At 63.5% G+C, this 18517-nt stretch carries 14 protein-coding genes; 2 read left to right on the plus strand and 12 right to left on the minus strand.

Annotated features, from left to right (window positions below; translation table 11 throughout):
* The first annotated feature begins 271 nt into the window (after positions 1–271).
* Positions 272–3565: an adenylate/guanylate cyclase domain-containing protein gene (locus tag J8I87_RS11255; RefSeq protein ID WP_209931522.1), complete on the plus strand. Its 3294-nt coding sequence runs from the start codon at positions 272–274 to the stop codon at positions 3563–3565.
* Positions 3566–3855: 290 nt separating this feature from the next.
* Here the strand turns inward: J8I87_RS11255 and J8I87_RS11260 are convergent, their stop codons facing one another.
* Positions 3856–4857, minus strand: coding sequence for an SDR family oxidoreductase (locus J8I87_RS11260; protein ID WP_209931523.1), 1002 nt, complete (start codon positions 4855–4857; stop codon positions 3856–3858).
* Positions 4858–5198: 341 nt separating this feature from the next.
* Here J8I87_RS11260 and J8I87_RS11265 point away from each other — a divergent pair, with 341 nt between their 5' ends.
* A complete protein-coding gene (locus tag J8I87_RS11265) occupies positions 5199–6998 on the plus strand; it encodes a thiamine pyrophosphate-requiring protein (RefSeq protein WP_209931524.1) in 1800 nt (599 codons plus the stop codon).
* A 176-nt stretch (positions 6999–7174) separates the two neighbouring features.
* On the opposite strand, the gene J8I87_RS11270 is transcribed toward J8I87_RS11265, so the two are convergent.
* From J8I87_RS11270 to J8I87_RS11320, 11 genes are all read right to left on the minus strand, one after another.
* Positions 7175–7960, minus strand: a complete 786-nt coding sequence (locus J8I87_RS11270; RefSeq protein ID WP_209931525.1) for an SDR family NAD(P)-dependent oxidoreductase — start codon at positions 7958–7960, stop codon at positions 7175–7177.
* A gap of 17 nt (positions 7961–7977) precedes the next feature.
* A complete protein-coding gene (locus tag J8I87_RS11275; RefSeq protein WP_209931526.1) occupies positions 7978–8148 on the minus strand; it encodes a hypothetical protein in 171 nt (56 codons plus the stop codon).
* A 168-nt stretch (positions 8149–8316) separates the two neighbouring features.
* Positions 8317–8559, minus strand: a complete 243-nt coding sequence (locus tag J8I87_RS11280) for a hypothetical protein (RefSeq protein ID WP_209931527.1) — start codon at positions 8557–8559, stop codon at positions 8317–8319.
* Positions 8560–9202: 643 nt separating this feature from the next.
* Entirely contained in the window at positions 9203–10225 is a 1023-nt protein-coding gene (locus tag J8I87_RS11285; protein WP_245253854.1) for a UDP-glucuronic acid decarboxylase family protein, read from the minus strand.
* A gap of 21 nt (positions 10226–10246) precedes the next feature.
* The gene (locus tag J8I87_RS11290; RefSeq protein WP_209931528.1) at positions 10247–11203 is read right to left on the minus strand and encodes a glycosyltransferase family 4 protein; all 957 of its coding nucleotides are present in this window, start codon (positions 11201–11203) and stop codon (positions 10247–10249) included.
* Complete coding sequence (locus J8I87_RS11295) at positions 11193–12335, minus strand: glycosyltransferase family 9 protein (RefSeq protein WP_409518745.1); 1143 nt, start codon at positions 12333–12335, stop codon at positions 11193–11195. Before J8I87_RS11295 ends, J8I87_RS11290 begins: the two co-directional genes overlap by 11 nt.
* Complete coding sequence (locus J8I87_RS11300; protein ID WP_245253864.1) at positions 12332–13309, minus strand: glycosyltransferase family 2 protein; 978 nt, start codon at positions 13307–13309, stop codon at positions 12332–12334. Before J8I87_RS11300 ends, J8I87_RS11295 begins: the two co-directional genes overlap by 4 nt.
* A gap of 65 nt (positions 13310–13374) precedes the next feature.
* Positions 13375–15141 (minus strand): carbamoyltransferase, encoded by a 1767-nt coding sequence (locus J8I87_RS11305; protein ID WP_209931531.1) that lies wholly within the window; start codon positions 15139–15141, stop codon positions 13375–13377.
* 5 nt (positions 15142–15146) lie between these two features.
* Complete coding sequence (locus tag J8I87_RS11310) at positions 15147–16343, minus strand: glycosyltransferase family 9 protein (protein WP_209931577.1); 1197 nt, start codon at positions 16341–16343, stop codon at positions 15147–15149.
* Positions 16343–16975, minus strand: a complete 633-nt coding sequence (locus J8I87_RS11315) for an HAD-IIIA family hydrolase (RefSeq protein WP_209931532.1) — start codon at positions 16973–16975, stop codon at positions 16343–16345. The genes J8I87_RS11310 and J8I87_RS11315 overlap by 1 nt, the downstream gene beginning before the upstream one ends.
* Positions 16976–17009: 34 nt before the next feature.
* Positions 17010–18302 carry a glycosyltransferase family 4 protein gene (locus J8I87_RS11320; protein WP_209931533.1) on the minus strand — a complete coding sequence of 431 codons (1293 nt, stop codon included), beginning with the start codon at positions 18300–18302 and terminating at the stop codon, positions 17010–17012.
* Positions 18303–18517: the final 215 nt, after the last annotated feature.

An 18517-nucleotide genomic window follows, 5' to 3' on the forward strand; every position in this document is an offset into this window, starting at 1 on the left:
GGCGTGCCCGCACGCCCGGTTGCTTTTTGATGATCACGCAGCCGCCATGCTCAGGCCGCTCGCGAGGCAATCAGTCTGGTTTGGGTCGCGCATGAGGCCGCGACGCAAGCCCAACGCACAACATCTTCTACGCGGTGGACTGGGTTGCGCGTCCAACGCGCCCGAATGAGCGCAACAGCCGACACGCGCGGCCAATCGAGCCGCGCGGCGCACGAGTCCGGCCTCGTGCTATCTTTTGAGCAGGTCGGGCACCTTCCACCCAGGAGAGATCGTGGACGTCGGCACGTGGCTGCGCAGCCTCGGAATGGACCAGTACGAACGGGTGTTTCGCGAGAACGCCGTTGACGGGGATGTTCTGCGCACGCTGACCGCGGACGATCTGAAGGATCTCGGCATCACGTCGGTCGGTCATCGCCGCAAACTGCTCGACGCGCTGGCCGCGCTGCGGGCGCGAGCCGAGCCCGGACAAGCCGCCATTGGCGAGAGCGAGATGAAGGGTGAACGGCGGCAGGTCGCCGTGCTCTTTGCCGATCTGTGTGGCTTCACGAAAATGAGCCAGCGCGCCGATCCCGAGGAAGTGCTCGCGGTACTCGATCGATACTTCGACCAGGTCGATCGCATTGTCGAGCAGCATGGCGGGCATATCGACAAGCATGTCGGTGACTGCGTGATGGCGGTTTTCGGCGCGCCTCTTTCGCACGGCAACGATGTCGAACGTGCCGTGCGGGCAGCGCTGGCGATCAGCGAAGCAATGCCCGGCCTGTCCCGGACCCTCGCATGCTCGCTCTCTGTCCATATCGGCATTGCCGGGGGCCAGGTTGTGGCAAGCGGCACCGGTAGTGCGACGCACAGGGAGTACACCGTAACGGGGGAGACGGTCAACCTCGCCTCGCGTCTCACCGACGCGGCCGGACCGGACGAGATCCTGATATCGGAAGCCGTGTGGCAAGCCCTCGCTGACCGTATCGAGCGCGTGGAACGGGATGCCCTTGTCGTCAAGGGATTCGCGGATGTTGTTCCCGTATCGCGTCTCGTCGGTTTCCGGCGCACGGTGCCGGGTCGACCGTTCGTTGGTCGCTGCGACGAACTTCGCCAGTTTCGAGCCGTGCTCGAAGCATGCCGCGAAAGCGGGTGCGGGCGCATCGTCCATGTACGCGGTGAGGCAGGCATCGGCAAGACCCGCCTTGTCGAGGAGTTTCAACGCGAGGCGCGAACGCTGGGGTACGCGTGTCACAGCGGCCTCGTGCTCGACTTCGGCGCGAGAACCGGACGGGACGCTGTCCCGTCCGTTGTGCGCAGCCTGCTCGCGCTCGACGACGCGAGCGATGAGCGTGCCGGCACGACGGCCGTGGCACAGGCGATCACTGAAGGCCTGATCGACGCAGGCGACGCTCCCTTCCTCTATGACATGGTCGATGTGCGACAGGCTGGCGATGACCAGACCGTCTACGATGCGATGGACAACGCGACACGCGTTCGCGGCCGACGGAAGGTCCTGAGCACGCTTGTGCAACGCGCGAGCCGCCTGCAACCTCGCTTGCTTGCCGTCGAAGATATTCACTGGTCGGACGCGCCGACGCTCTCGGACCTGGCAGGACTCGCCGCGTCGGCGGCGACGGCTCCCGTGGTGCTGGTGCTGACATCGCGCGCCCAGGGCGATCCACTCGACTCGCAATGGCATGCAGCCGCCGACGCGCCGTGTTCGGTCTTCGACCTCGGTCCACTGAACGTCGACGAAGCGCGTCAGATGGTGAAATCGTTCGCAGGTACAGCGGCGGATCTGGCGCAGCGTTGCATCGAACGGGCCGCGGGCAATCCGCTGTTTCTCGAGCAGTTACTCAGCAACACGGAGAAGCGTTCTGGAACGGGCGTGCCGGGCTCGGTGCAAAGTCTGGTGCAGGCACGGCTGGATCGACTCGATCCGATGGACAAGGCGCTGTTGCAGGCGGCTTCCGTGCTCGGTCAGGTCTTCGAGCAGGAGGCGGTCGTTGACCTTCTCGACGGAGCCGACGCAGCATTGGAACCCCTTGTGCTGGAGCGCCTTCTGCGGCGCCAGGGCAGCGGATTCATATTCCATCATGCGCTCATCCGCGATGCCATCTATGACGGCGTGCTGAAAAGCCGGCGCCGTGAATTGCATCTCCGCGCCGCGCGCTGGTACCGCGAGCGTGATCCCGTCATACGTGCTCAGCATCTCGATCGGGCAGCCGACGCCGAAGCGCCATGCGCCTATTGCGAAGCAGCCCGATCGCAAGCGGCCGCGCACCGTTATGAATTTGCATTGCGGCTAGTCGAACGGGGGCTCGAACTGGCCGCCGAACGCAACGACATCGTCTCGCTCGAATGCCTGCGTGGAAACATCCTGCATGACGTGGGTGACATGACGTTGGCGCTTCGCGCCTTCGAAAATGCACTCGAAGTTGCGACGACGGACGCGCAGCGTTGCCACGCATGGATCGGGCGGGCCACCGTGAAACGGGTCATCGATGATCTCGACGGGGCATCGGCCGATCTCGACAGCGCCGCCGCAGCGGCCGCCGCGCTGGACCTCCGTCACGAAGAGGCACGTGTTCACTTTCTGCGCGGCAATCTGTGCTTTCCGCGCGGCGATAGTGACGGCTGCGTCCGTGAGCACGCACGCAGTCTCGCGCTTGCGCGGGAAGTGCACGACCACGAACAGGAGGCGGCCGCGCTCGGCGGACTCGGAGACGGAGAGTACATGCGCGGCCGCATGATGAGCGCGCACGACGCCTTTCGTCGCTGCATCGAAGTGTGCCGACGTCACGGCTTCGGACGAATCGAGGTTGCCAATCTGCCCATGTGCGCGATCACGGCCTGGTTTGCTGGCAGGGCAGCGGCTGGACTCGATATTGCGCTCGCTAGCGTCGCGGCAGCAGCGAAGGTGGAGCATCTGCGGGCGCTCGCCGTGGCCCATCATGCCGCCTGGCACTGCCTGCACGACCTTGCTCAGTGGGATCGTGCCTGGGAGCATGTCGGCCCGGCGCTACAGTGTGCGCGCGATCTGAAATCGAAGCGGTTCGAAGGCGAAGCGCTCGCGTTGCGTGCAGAGTTATATCGAGTCGCTGGCCGCCAGCGTGAAGCGCTCGACGATATCGGCGAAGCGCTGGCGATTAGCCGGGAAACGGGCATGACTTATTTGGGCCCGTCTTATCTCGGCATTCTTGCGCGCGCGACGGATGACTCCGTTGTCTTCGAGAAAGCGCTCGAAGAGGGGGAGGCGCTGCTCGCTTCCGGCGCGGTGAGCCACAATCATTATCTCTTTCGACGTGATGCAATAGACGCATGCATCGACCGGGGACTGTGGGATGCAGCCATGATCCATGCCGCGGCCCTTGAAGATTACGCCCGCCGTGAGCCTTCACCTTTTTCCGCCTTCTTCGTCGCACGTGGACGCGCGCTCGCCTCATACGGGACGGGCAACGCGGACATGGCATCGCTGCACGAACTCCGGCGGCTCAAGGCAGAGGGTGGGCGGTTGGGCTTTCTGCATGCTGTCGGGGCAATCGACTCGGCGCTCGAAGTTCTGGAGAGCAGAATGCGATGAGAACCGATGGGGATTCGCGCAAGACATCGAGGCGATCCTCGTCGCGTTCCCATCCCCGGCTTCAAGCCGTTCCAGGGACGGGTGCGGGTCCGTGCCGGAGGGTGCCATCTGGCCTTGTGCAGTCCATCGCGTGATGGTGGGTCTGCTCAGACCTTGGCTCCCTCTTTGACACGGTCTGCGTCTGAGGCTCGCGCAACGCGCCGTCTGGAATTGCATTCGCGCGATACCCGTCAGGGCCGCGCTGTGGCCATAGGCGAGCAGCGCGTAGTCCTCGATGCGCAACGCCATAATCAGACTCGGCGGCGCATGGCGCCGACGCACAGCGTAGCGAGGGCCGCAACGGCGAGCATCGCGAGCCCGCGATGAGTATCGAGCCAGAAAGCAGGGCTCGACGACGCGGCGTCGGCATCGAAGCGCCCATGCACGCGATGCAGTTCGCTCACGGGCTTCCACAAGTTGGAGGGCTGTGCTGCGTTCGACACCTGCGTATCCTGCTGCGCGGCGACGCCCGTTCGCCCCAGATAGCGGTCGAGCCAGCCCGGTATCCATTGGTTGGCAACGATCGCCTTGATCGACGACGCGCCCACCCACACTTCGCGACGCCGATGGGTAGCGGCCCAATAGATCGCGCGCGCCGCGACCTCCGGCTGAAAGATCGGCGCAACGGGCCGCGGAGCATGGGTCATATGATTTTCGGCCCAGTCGAACTGGGGTGTATTCAACGCGGGCATCTGGACCATCGTCACGTGCACGCGGCTCTTGCGATGATGGAGTTCGCAACGCAAGGCGTCGGTGAACCCGCGTATCGCATGCTTGGCGCCACAGTAAGCGGATTGCAGCGGGATCGAGCGGTATGCGAGCGCGGAGCCGACCTGGACGATCACGCCCTTGTCGCGTTGGATCATCCGTTTCAACGCAGCCGTGGTGCCCCATACGAAGCCGTGGTAAGTCACGTCGGTGATGCGCGCGAAGTCGTTGTGCGAGAGCCCGTCGACGGGCGCGAAGGCTGTCACCATCGCGTTGTTGATCCACACATCGATGGGACCCAGTTGCGATTCGATGGAAGCGGCTGCCGCGTCCACTGCGTCGGCGTCGCTCACATCGACCTTGATAGGCAGCGCGCGTACGCCCGAGTTACGGATTTCCTCGGCGGTTTCGTTCAGCGCGCTGGCATCGCGTGCAAGCAGCGCCACGTCGGCACCATGTCGCGCGAATTCCATCGCGGCTGCGCGGCCCACGCCCGCAGTGGCGCCCGTGATCACAACTATTCTGGGTTTGCGGATGCTGCGCATGCTTGATCTCCTTGCCTTCGCGAGCCATACCTATCCATTCGAACGTGCCATCCGCCTCTGGCGCATCCGTCGGAATGACATAGGCATCCGCCGTGATTCGCGTGATGGGCGCAGCAGCGGCACGATCCGTCGAGCAATGCGAGGTGGGGTCTTGCATGGTTGGCGATGTTGAATGACGAGAGTTCGGTTCCTGTCCGACTACTGACCCGTCAGCAATGAATGTACCTTACAGCGGGGTTTCGCCTGAGCGGGGCGCAAGTCTTGCTGTCTCGTCAGATGCTCTCAGATGCTCGATGTCCGGCAGACGGCATCCACCAACGTATCTTTCGCAGGAGGCTTTCATGGCAAAGACAGTGGGCGACTTCATCGTCGACAGGCTGCATCGCTGGGGCGTGAAGCGCATGTACGGCTATCCGGGTGATGGCATCAATGGCGTGTTCGGCGCGCTCAATCGCGCGGAAGGGAAGATCGAATTCGTGCAGGCACGTCATGAAGAAATGGCGGCATTCATGGCGAGCGCGCACGCCAAATTTACCGGCGAACTCGGCGTATGCATCGCGACGTCCGGGCCCGGCGCATCGCATCTGATCACGGGGCTCTACGACGCGAGAATGGATCACATGCCCGTGCTCGCGATCGTAGGCCAGCAGGCGCGCGCGGCGCTCGGCTCGCACTATCAGCAGGAACTCGATCTCGCGGCGATGTTCAAGGACGTCGCGGGCTCGTATGTCCAGCAGGCGAGCGTGCCTGCACAGGTGCGGCACATGGTCGACCGCGCAATACGCATTGCGCTGTCCGAGCGTCGCGTGACGGCGCTGATTCTGCCGAACGACTTGCAGGATCTGGAATACGAGCCGCCCGCGCGCAAGCACGGCACCGCCCATTCCGGCATCGGCTATTCGCGGCCAACCATCGTGCCCGCGCAAGACGATCTGCAGCGCGCAGCCGACGTGCTGAACGCGGGACACAAGGTCGCGATCCTGGTTGGCGCGGGCGCGTTGGATGCGACGGACGAAGTGATCGAAGTCGCGAACCGGCTCGGCGCCGGCGTCGCGAAAGCGCTGCTCGGCAAGGCTGCGCTGCCGGACGACCTGCCGTGGGTGACGGGCTCCATCGGTCTGCTCGGCACGAAGCCCAGCTATGAGCTGATGACGTCATGCGACACGTTGCTGATGATCGGCTCGGGCTTTCCCTACTCGGAGTTTCTGCCGAAGGAAGGCGATGCGCGCGGCGTGCAGATCGATATCAAGGCGGACGTGCTGAGCCTGCGGTATCCGATGGAGGTGAATCTCGTCGGCGACAGCGCGCAAACCCTGCGCGCGTTGCTGCCGTTGCTGAAAGAGAACGACAGGCACGCATGGCGCTCGCGTATCGAACGCTGGACCTCGCGCTGGTGGGAGACACTCGATGAACGCGCGCGTCAGCCGAGCAGTAACGGCGTGAATCCGCAACGCGCTTTCACGGAACTGTCACCACGGCTGCCCGACAACGTCATTCTCACCAGCGACTCGGGTTCGTGCGCGAACTGGTTTGCTCGTGATCTGAAGATCCGTCGCGGCATGAAGGCGTCGCTGTCGGGCGGACTTGCATCGATGGGGGCGGCTGTTCCGTATGCAATCGCGGCGAAGTTCGCCTTTCCCGGACGTCCCGTGATCGCGATGGTCGGCGACGGCGCGATGCAGATGAACAACATGGCCGAACTGATCACCGTCGCGAAGTACTGGAAGCGTTGGGCGGACCCGCGCTGGATCTGCATGGTGCTCAACAATGAAGACCTGAACCAGGTGACGTGGGAGCAACGCGTGATGGAAGGCGATCCGAAGTTCGATGCTTCGCAGCAGATCCCGAATGTGCCGTATCACCGGTTCGCGGAAATGCTGGGCCTCATGGGTCTCTACGTCGACGACGCGGAACAGTTGGCGCAGGCGTGGGAGACCGCGCTGGCCGCCACACGCCCCGTCGTGCTCGAAGTGAAATCCGATCCCGAAGTGCCGCCGTTACCGCCGCACGTGACGCTGGCGCAGGCGCGCGCGTTCGCGCGGACCTTGATGGCGGGCGACCCGAAAGAGGGCAGTGTAATTGCGAATACGGCGCGTCAGGTGCTCAGCTCGGTCATTCCGGCCGGAAAGGACGAGGACTGAGTTGTGTGGCTGCTGTCATGCTTGCTGATGGAAATGTCACATCGTGAAGTAAATTCGTTCGCAACCTGGAAACTGTCGCCTCAGCAAAGGAGGCACCGTCTGGCCGCACAAAATCCGGCACTGGAACGCAAGCAAGCATGAAGGCCGCGGTGGCAATCGCGTGGCGGGTCCTGATCCTATCCCACCAGAAGCGATTGGCCACCGTCGATCCAGACAGGGGTCCCCGTGATGTATCTTGCGCGGTCCGAAACCAGAAAGGCCACCATCTCGGCAATATCGTCGCCTGTGCCCGCTTGACCATTGGTCAACGGAATTTTCCCTTGAGGGTATTGCGCGGGCTCGGACGCTTCTGCGCTCGAACGCGCGCGCGTGTTCTCGTCGATCTTCGATTCGATCTTGCCCGGACACACGACGTTGACGCGAATCTTGTGCTTGGCAAGTTCGAGCGCGATCATCTGGCCGAGCGCGAGCAATCCGCCCTTGGTCGTCGAGTACGCGGATGCGCCGCCGTGACTGAATACGCGGGTGCCGTTGATCGACGAAATGATGACGATCGAACCCCGGCCTGCGCGCTTCAGATAAGGGACCGTGTAGTGAAGCGTCAAATAGGTGCCGCGCAGATTCGTGTTCACGGTGTTGTCCCATTCGTCGGGCAGCAACTCGTCGATAGGCGCCCAGACACCGTTAATCCCGGCATTGGCGACGACGGTGTCGAGCGCGCCGAAGGTCTGGATGCCAGAATCGATGGCTTTCTTGAGGCCCTTGTCATCGCGCAGGTCGGCAGTAATGCCGAACGCGCTGCCGCCGCCCTGATTGATCGCGGCGACGGTGGCCTGAGTTTCCTCGACCTTGTGAGCATGGGCGATCACGCGCGCGCCTTCGGCCGCCAGCTTCAGCGCGCACGCCTTGCCGATGCCGGAACCAGCGCCCGTCACGAGCGCCACCCTGTCGCTCAAATGCATTCGAATCTCCGTTTCGGCTAACCGCCTCCTATTCCCTGCAACACCTTGCCCGTTCCGTTGCAAACGGTACAGCGTTGACCTTCGACGCTGCCCGTTCCCTGGCATGCGCGGCAGATGTCTTCGCCGACGCCCGGCGCGTCGGGCGGTCCTTCGTCACCGGGTTTGAGGGGTGTGTCATCGGGCTGCATGTGGGCCTCCGTCGAGTTGGACTATGTCCACGGATCCGCAAGTCGTATTCCCGCGTGTTGGTCGTTTTCCAGCGTCCGTACAGCGGCGGCGTCTACCGGGTGGCGGCGCGCTCGAACTGCACATATTCCTGGTCTCGCGCGGGCCGCGTCAGGTTACCGAGGCAGGAATCACATCGCCGTATCGCCGCCGAGAGACGGTGAAATCGTGCTGTCGCGGTTCGGATCGTCGATGCGCTCGTCGGGCCGCGCGGGTCTCATCGACACGGGCGGATGATTGCTATGACAGCCTTCCACGCTGCCGTTCACGAGGCATTGCTGGAACGCATCCGCCTGTTCTTTCGCGGCGAATGTGTACAAGGTCTGCTCGACCTGGACTTCCGTATCCGACTTGCGAATCGTCGTGATCGTCATGATTTGCTCCTCGATTGGCGCGTATCTCTAGCGCGGCTGACAGCCGATCTGAAGATGGCGCGGCAATCGGTGTGCCCGTGCAGCACCGCACCGGGCGGTCGACGTCCCTCAGCTCCGAATATGAAGCAACCGCAGAGGATGCTTCTCCGTACGATAACCGTGAGTTACGGACGCGTATGGGGTCTTAACAATCGAGTGCGCGGACGTTAATCTGCTTACCGGAATCAGTCGGATCTCTATTCTTTCGGCGGTCGCCAGCGGATGCTTACAAGCTGTGCGAACGCTTGCCGCACTCTCATCATTTAGTGTCGGGGATTTTTCGCATCGGTTTGGTCGCACTTTCTGCGCGCGTCGCTCGGAGGAGTGAACGGCTTTCGGACGATAACGATGAGCCGCATCCGGCAGTTAAGTGTCGGCGGTATAACGTGACGAAGCGTAACGGCAGCGACTTCCTCATCGATGTCGCTGCAAGACATTCCGTTGCTGTGTGCAACGGATAGCCGGAGTCCCCATCTCCGGTGTCCGCGCGACCGGCATGATTCCTTGTGCCGGTCGCTTTTTTATGGCGATCATCCGTTGATGGTGGTCGAGCGCGCCGGCCGTGTTTGCCGCCATGCTTGCGGCTTCGCACGCAGGCGAAGCCCTATGACAGCAGCGGCCGCACTATCTGCAACTCCGTCCTCGCGTTGCCATTTCCGGTGTCGTTCAGATGCGAAGCCGAATGCAGCGCCGAGAAATAGCGGGCGGTTTGGGCGAGCCCGTCATCGAGCGATGTCGTGGGCTGCCAGGCAAGCAGTTGCGTGGCGCGGGTGATATCCGGTTGACGATGCCACGGATCGTCGATGGGGAGCGGGCGAAACGCGACAGGCGACGGCGAGCCCGTGATGTCGACAATACGCCGCGCAATTTCGAGCATCGATACTTCATGCGGATTGCCGAGATTGACGGGGCCGCCCGGGTACTCGGGCAGGTTCATCAGCCGGATGAATGCGTCGATCATGTCGTCGACAAAGCAGAACGAGCGGGTTTGCGAGCCGTCGCCGTAGACGGTCAGCGGCTCGCCGTTCAATGCCTGCATCACGAAGTTGGACACCACGCGGCCATCGGCGGGATGCATGCGCGGCCCATACGTATTGAAGATACGCGCAATACGGATATCCAGTCCATGTTGACGTCGATAGTCCATGAAAAGCGTCTCTGCGCATCGCTTGCCTTCGTCGTAGCAGGAGCGCGGACCAATGGGATTCACGTGACCCCAATAGTCTTCCGTTTGCGGATGCACGCGCGCATCGCCATACACTTCGCTGGTCGATGCCTGGAAGATTTTCGCCTTCACGCGTTTCGCGAGCCCCAGCAGATTGATCGCACCGTGCACGCTTGTTTTGGTCGTCTGGACGGGGTCGTGCTGGTAGTGAATGGGAGACGCGGGACACGCAAGGTTGTAGATCTCGTCGACTTCGACATAGAGGGGAAACGTTACGTCGTGCCGCATCAGCTCAAAATTCGTGCAATCGAGCAGATGCGCGATGTTGTCCTTCGTGCCCGTATAAAAGTTGTCGACACACAGTACGTCGTGCCCCTGCGTGACGAGCCGCTCGCACAGATGCGAGCCAAGAAACCCTGCGCCGCCCGTCACGACGATGCGTTTGCGCGATACCTCTTTCATGGTCGTGCTCCCAGGCAAATGTCAGGCCGCCACCTGCGTCAGCGTGTCGTGCCAGTCCTTCACGAAACGGTGAATAGGGAAACGCTCTAGCGCGGTGCGCCGCGCGTTCGCACCCAGCTCGCGCGCAAGCGATGGGTCGCGCAGCAACATGTGCATCGCCTCGGCGAGCGCCTCTGTGCTGGTGTGAATGAAGCCGTTTTGGCCATTGCGGATCACCGTCGATAATTCCGTCGTAGCCAGACCGACGATCGGCATGCCGATCGTCATTGCCTCGACGATCGCGAGCCCCAGGCTCGTCCAGCGGATCGGATTGAAAAAAAAGCGGTAGCGCGCGATAAACGCGGCGAGTTCCATGTTGGAGATTTCGCCGATCCCGCGGCAGCTTTGCGCATCCATGCCGACGAGATCGAGCGGCACGCACGCGCGTAGATGCGTGAATATGTCCGCGCCAAGCCGGCGTCCGCGTTGCGCGAGATGATTGACGACGACAATCCCGCATTGGCGCTCGCCGCTGTAGCGCACGCCTTCGGGAACGACAACGCCATGCTCGATGACCCGAGTGGGCGTGACGCCGCAATCCCACATCAGCTGGTTGAAGGGCGTGACGTGCACGATCAGCGTGTTGGGGTCATCGACCCAATGCCGTTGCTGATACGGATTCTCCATCGGCGGGTCGTGCTCGACATACACGCGCGGCAAGCGGCGCTGATGAGCGGACAGCACATGCTCGCGGTCGTGTTCCCAATGCTGCCGGTGCTGATACAGCACGACATCGAATTCTTCCGACGCCACTTCGTCGATATCGACCTCATGCAGGTTGCTGCCCCACGGCAACGTACCGTTCGCGCCCGCGTAGCCTGGCGGATTGCCAGGCTTCGTGACCAGGTAGAATTCGTGCGGCGCCTGCGTCAGGTAGTACAGGTAGTTGCCATGCACATGCCAGGTCAGCACGCGAAGCCGTCGGCAGTTATGCGACATCGCGAGCCTCCTCGTGAATGGCGACGACTGTCGCTCCCCCTCTGTCGTGCAGCAGGTTGGGGGCAGCGGGGTGGGCGTTGCGGTCGCTCGCAAGCATCGCGCGGGCTGTGTCCAGGACCTGCCGCACAGTGATGTTCAGCGCGCACTCATGCCCATACGGGCACTCCCGGAACGCACAGGGACGGCAAGGCGGAAAGTCCGCGAGCACGCGATGTCGTTCGCGGTTCAGCGGCGCCCATCGCCGCGTGTCGCTGCCCGAAGCGATGACGACGCTCGGCGTGCGCATCGCGGCTGCGATATGTGAGATTCCCGTGTCGTTGCAGACCACGAGCCTTGCACGTTCGACGAGCGCCGCCAGCGAACCCAACGAAGTCGAGCCGGCCAGGTGCAACGCGGGCGCGGCCATCAGGCCGAGCACGGCGGCCGTCAGTGGCGCCTCGGCGGCCGTGCCCGTGACGGCGATTTGCCAGCCGTCGGCGGCGAGCGAGTCGGCGACGTGAGCGAAGCGCGCCACGGGCCAGCGCCGCGACGGCAATTGCGCGCCTGGATGAACCAGCACGAGCCGGTGCGCTTCGATCCCATTCGCGGCGGCGAGGGCAGCATAATCGTCGTCGTCCGCGGCCGTCAGATCGAATGAGAGCGCATCGGCTTCGAACGGTGCGCCCATCGCATGGGTCAGCGCGAGATAGCGATGCGGCTCGGGCAACGTGTCTGGCCATTCGATGAAACAGCCGGCGCGCTGGATTTCGTCATGCTGAACGAAGCCCGCATTTGCACGTGCGTTGAAGCTGCACACGATGTCGTTCGCAATTGCGCCGCTACCGTGCAGTTGAACCGCGAGATCGAAGCATCGTTCGCGCATCGCATGGGTGAATGCAGGCAGTGCGCTGTCGTCTTCGCGCTGTTCGGGAAAGCCGGTCGCGCCAGGAAACACGATCAGTTCATCGAGCAGATCGCTGTAGCGGTCGATAAATGTCTGCGCCCATGGCAACCCGATCAACGCGATATGCGCATGGGGCGCCGCGCGCCTGAGCGCCCGCAATGCAGGGACGCTGCACAGCATATCGCCGAGTTGCAGCGCGCGGAAGACCACGATGCGCTGCGGGCCGAGTCGTTCGATGAATGAAGTCACAGGAAGAACACCTTGTAGCGAATCGCGCCGCGCAGGCGCCAATAGATCGACAGAAATGGAATCAGCACCGACGTCCATGCCATTTCGGCAACATGCGTCGGATCGCGGCGCGTATGGCGCAACCGCATCATGCAGAATGCCGCTGTCAAAAGCAGCCATAGCAGAAGCGCGGCCGCCGCGATCACTGGTTGTCCCGCGCATGCCGCAACGCATCCAATGACGACGCTCGCCACGATCGCGTAATAGCGCAGCGGCGTGCCCGGGTTGATCCGCTGCCGATACATCACAGGATGCTTGCGATACAGCAGCGCCTCGAACTGGCTCTTCCTCTGTTGCGATAAGCTCGCGCCCCAACGAGCAGGGCGCACGGGATGGACAACGATCGCATCGTCCGCGCGCACGATCCGTCCGCCCGCCTTGAGCATCGCAAATTGCAGGTCCGAGTCCTCACGCCACGCGGATGTGAACCGTTCGTCGAAGCCGCCCATCGCGGCAAGCCGCGAGCGGCGCACGAAGGCGCTCGCGGTCGCGAACTCGGCGCGCGAGAGGCCGCTTGCGTCGAGTTCGTAGTCGGTCGGCGCATCTGGCAAGGGCACCGTGATCGTGCCCGCTGCCGCGTCCGCGCCCTTGGCGAGCGCGGCGGCGCCTGCCGTGAGCCAGTGCGGATCGGGGATCGTATCGTCGTCCGTGAAAGCGACAAGCGGCGAACGGGCTGCGCGCCAGCCCGCATTGCGCGCGCCGGCGGGACCCTGCGTGGCAATGACGGGAACATAGCGCACCACGAGACCGCGTTCAGATGCGCGTTGCGCGAAGCGGTCGACTGCGGCTCGCGTGGCGTCGTCGGGGCCGTCATCGCACACGATGATCTCGTAGCGCGTCGCGTCGAAGTCCTGCGCGGCCAGCGCATTCAGACAGGTTTCGAGCAACACCGGCCGCCTGTAGGTGGGCACGACGACGGAGATGTCGAATAGCATGCATTGCTCCGTCGTGGCGCTCACGCCGACAGTGCGCGCTTCGTTTGCGTCGAAGGTTCGCGCGTTCATTGTGCGCACTCCGCAGCGCACGCGCCTGAGAGGGCGGCACGCGCTTTCTCGATGATGAACGGGCCGATCACGAGTGCGTCGAGCGGCGACGTCCAGAACGATTCGACGGCGTCGCGCGGCGAATTGACCATCGGCTCGCCGCGCGTATTGAACGACGTGTTGACCAGCACGGGCACACCCGTACGCTGCCGGAAGGCGACGAGCAGATCGTAGTACAGCGCGTGCTGCTGCCGGTTCACGGTCTGCACGCGCGCGGTCCCGTCGACATGGCGCACGGCCGGAATGCGCGCGGCCTGTTCTTCGCGGACGTCGAACACGAACAGCATGAACGGCGCGCGATGGCCGCCGACGAACCAGTCAGCCGCGTGTTCTTCCAGCACGACGGGGGCGACGGGCCGGAAGTCCTCGCGGTCCTTGATCTCGTTGAGCCTCGACTGCATGCCGGGATCGATCGGCGACGCGAGAATCGAGCGCGCACCGAGCGCGCGCGGTCCGAACTCCGTGCGTCCCTGATACCAGCCGATTACCTTGTCGGCGGCCAGCATGTCGGCTGCTTCGTTGACGACGTCGGATGCGCGTCGATACGGAATCTTCGACCATTGCAGGAAACGCTCTATTTCATCGTCGCCATAGTCGGGGCCGAGATAGGCGTGATCCATCGTCCAATGGCGTGTACCGTCGCCGCGTTCGCGATAGTCGGTCCACAAGGCCGCGCCGAGCGCCGTGCCTGCGTCGCCTGCGGCGGGCTGGACCCATACGTCGTCGAATGGGCCGAGGTCGCGAATTTTCGAATTCATCACGCAGTTGAGCGCGACGCCGCCCGCCATACAAAGCCGCGTCAAACCCGTTTGCCGGTGCAACCACCGCACGAGATGCAGCACGGTTTCTTCAACCACGCATTGCAGTGAATGCGCGATGTCGTAGTGGCGCTGCTCGAGCGGGCCGCCGCGCTCGCGTGGCGCGCCGAAGCGTTCGACGAGACGCGGCGCATCGACGGTATACGTGCCGTCCTGCCGGACCTTGACGATCTCGCGGAACTGGTCGGCATAGACGGGCTTGCCGTACGACGCGAGCGCCATCACCTTGTACTCATCTGACGAGTGAAGAAAGCCGAGCCACGCGGTCACGGCTTCGTAGAGCAGACCGAGCGAGTGCGGCAGTTCCACCTGACGCAGCCGCCTATACGCACCGCCGACAAACTGGCCCATGCTCGTCGTCACACCTTCGCCGCGGCCGTCCATCGTGAGCACGGCTGTGTCGTCGAAGGGACTGGCGAGAAACGCGCTGGCTTCATGCGCAAGATGGTGATCGACGAAGTGCCAACGGAAGGCGTCGTTGCGATCAACAACCTCGAATCGCTTCGACAGATGATGTGGCGCGCCGTCCAGCAGTTGTGCCCTTGCATGCGCGATATAGGTCAGAAAAAGCGGGTCCCACGGTGATTCGGACGGGTTCGCCGACTTGTGCTGCATGGGATCGAACGGAAGCTCAATGGTCGCGCGCGGCTCATTCGGCATGCCGGCGAACAACGACGGGTCATAAGAGTACGCGACATGATCGATGTCCTTCAATGTGATGCCGGCCGAGCCGAGACAGTAATCGATCGCATCGAAGGGCAATTGCCAGGTCGAGAACGGCACAGGCCGCTTCGCGTGCTTGACGTGCGTGAAGCGCTCGTCTTCCGCCGCGGCCAGCACGACGCCGTCACGCACCAGAACGGCGGCGCTGTCGTGATAGACGGCATTGATTCCCAATGTGTACATGAGCGTCATTCCGTATAAGTTGCATTTCGTCGAGTGTCGGGTTGCGCACGACGCGCTGGCCGGCTCGTTGCCTCGATCAGATCGAGCGCCGCATTGGCGACTTCGGCGGCCGGTATTCCTCGCAGGCAAGCGTGATGTTCCTGAGGGCAGACGCTTCGATAGCACCAGCGGCATTCGACGTCGTTGAAGAGGACACGGTGCGGCGTTTGCCATGGCCCATGCTGCGGGTTGGTGAGCGCGTACAGATCGACGACGGGGGCACCGAGCGCTGAAGCGATATGCACCGGTCCGCTGTTGTTCGAGATGAGCACCGTCGCACGTTCGATCAGCGCCGCAAACGCGCCGAGTTCGAAGGCATTCGACAAGTCGTAAATGAAAGGCCGCACGGACGGACCCGCCATTTCGATCAGCGCGCGTGCGAGCGGGGCTTCGCTCGCGCCGCCCGTGACCAGCACGTTCATGCCCGTCGCGTGGACGAGTCTCGCGGCCGCTTCTCCAAAGCGCTCTGCCGGATAGCGGCGCGATTCGGCGCTGGCGCCGGGATGCATCACGACGTAGGGCAGCGCCGGGTCGATGCTTCTTCGTGCGAGGGTCGCCGCAAGCGTCGCGCGGTCGATGTCTCGCAACTGCATGCGCATGCGCGTGTCGCTCGTGCTTGCGCCGATCGCGCCGACGAGCGTCAATTGCCGTTGAACCTCGTGCTGTGTGCCGTGCTCCGGTTCCGTCTCGCGCACCCAGTCATTGAGCAGCGCATACGGATTCTCGCGGCAACGCGCGAGTCGTCGATGAATGCCCGCGAGATAGCACAGCGTCGCGGCTGACATCGGGTTCTGGCTATACACCGTAAAGATCACGGCGGCGTCGAACTGACGCTCTTCGATCAGCGCGCGTATCGCCAGGTCGGCGGCATGCGAACGAGGCGGGCGGGCGCGGACCCATGGCGCGTCGTAGCGGATCACGTCATCGATGTCGGCGAGAAAGGGCGCAACGGCCGCGCCCGCGGACGAAGTCAGCAGCGTCAGGTGCCGGTCCGGGTTGCGCAACGCGTGAAGGGCGGGCGTCGTCATCAGCACGTCGCCGAGATTGTCGGTGCGCACGCAGAGAATGCGCTTGATGTCTTTACCCCACGATGCAAGCGGCGTCGATGCCGCCCCGCGTGCATGCGCGGAAACGGGCTGCGGAATCAGCGCGAGGCTCTTCATCATGCCGCCCGCTGGGAGGCAGTGGGCGCGCTACCCTTCGCATGGCAACGCTCCTCATAGCGCAGGATCATCAGCGCCGCGCGATGCAGGTCGGGCGCGCAGGCGGTCGGCATGCGCATCTGCGTGCGCTGCCATACTGTTTCGTGGCCGTTGTCGAGCAGGATGGTCTTGCAACCAGCGACGTTGCCCGCTTCGACGTCGTCCAGAATGTCGCCGACGAACCACGACGCGCGCAGATCGATGCGATGCTCGCGGGCCGCACGCAACAGCATGCCGGGCGCGGGTTTGCGGCAGTCGCACGCATGCGAATAGCCGGCGACCTGGCCGGCCGGGTGATGCGGGCACCAGTACACGGCATCGAGCGTTGCGCCGCATGACGCGAACATCTCGCGCAGTTTCGCTTCCACGGCGTCGAGCGCGCCGATCTCGAAGCGTCCAAGCGCGACGCCGCTCTGATTGCTGATGACGATCAGTTTGAACGAGCAGCATGCGAACTCGGACAGCGCTTCGCAGGCGCCGGGCGCGAGCCGCATGCGCTCAGGATCGACGTTATAGGGCTCGTCTTCGAGCAGCGTGCCGTCCTTGTCGATAAAGACGGCCGCCCTTCGTTGTGCGGCAGCAGGCGTGAGCATGGCAACCCCGGCTGAATGAGTTCAATGGTTTCGACTAGCGCGCGGCGCCTCCTGCCGCCGAACGCAGAGATTCGGCCCGGTCGCTGCTGGGGCAGACCGTGTTCACGTCGGCAATGCGTCCATAGACGGCCTCCAGCGATTTCGCTACGCCACGCCAGGTGAACTCCGCCCGTGCGCGAGCGAGTCCCGCCTCACCCATGCGGCGCGCGAGCGCAGGATCGCGCTGCAACGTCGCGAGTCGCACGGCAAGCGCGGCGGGATCACGCGGCGGCACGAGCCAGCCCGTTTCGCCTTCTTTCACCGAATAGCGGATTCCGCCGACGTCGGCGCCGATAACGGGCGTGCCGCATGCCATCGCTTCAACGGGTGTGATGCCGAACGGCTCGTACCAGGGCGTCGTGACGAACACGTTCGCGGCGCTATAGAACCGGCGCAACTGCTCGCGCCCCCGCCGTCCGACGAAGGTGGTGGTCTGCTCGACGCCCGCCTGACGCGCGATGCCCCGCAGGCGGGCAATCTCGGGCGTCGCGATTTCGTTTGGCGTATCGGAGTTGCCGCCAACGATAAACAACTGCGCGTCGATGCCGTGTTGTGTCTTGAGCACGCCCACGCCGCGAATGACGTTGTCGATTCCTTTGCGCTGCACGATGCGCCCCAGCTGCAGCACGATGAACTGCTTGCGCGGCCAACCGAGCGCTTTGCGCGCCTCATCGCGGCTCATGGGATGAAGCTCGTCGGCATCGAAGCCGCAAGGAATGATCTCGATACGGTCAGGGCCCGCATGATAGAGATCGATCAGATCGGCTTCGTCTTGCGGGCATTCGGCGATGATCGCGTCCGAATGCCTGACCAGCTCGTCTTCGATTGCGAAGCGTTCGTCGGGAAAGCCATCGTCGCTTCCCTGATGAATCCGGCGCACGCGTCCGAGCGCATGAAACGTCGTGACGAGAGGGATGCCGAGCGCGCGCCTCACCTTCAGGCCCGCGAGGCCGGACATGAAAAAGTTCGCGTGCATCACGTGATACGGTGTGCGCTGGCGGCGACAAAAGCCGATCAGGAAATCCGCGAACTCGCCCATGTAGGGCAGCAACTGCTCTTTGGGCAGTTGCAGCGGCGGCCCCGCCGGAACGTGAATAACGCGCACGCCCTCCATGTTCGAGATGGCCGGCAGCAGCGCGCGGTCGCGCCGTGTGAAGACATCGACGTCGTGACCGCTTCGTTGCAAATACCGGGCGACATTCGCGACATAGATGTTCTGTCCGCCGCTGTCGACGCCGCCTGCAAGGGCAAGGGGAGACGCGTGTTCGCTAACCATGGCTATCTTCATTGTGGTCCCTTTGCAGGTGGACTGATGCCAGTTGACGGGAATCGCGCTGCGTTAGTCGTGTCGTCCGATGGGGCAGAGCGCGAAACTCTTTCAGCATCCGCTGTGCCGAACGATGAACGCGGCTTGTCATGGTCGAATCGTTGCACATCACACAGAAAATTTTTTCCAGGATCGCGCGCGCCTGGCAGCGCTGTGGCGCGCCCTTAATTACAAGC

The organism is Paraburkholderia sp. LEh10 (genome assembly GCF_017814945.1).
Taxonomy (GTDB): domain Bacteria; phylum Pseudomonadota; class Gammaproteobacteria; order Burkholderiales; family Burkholderiaceae; genus Paraburkholderia.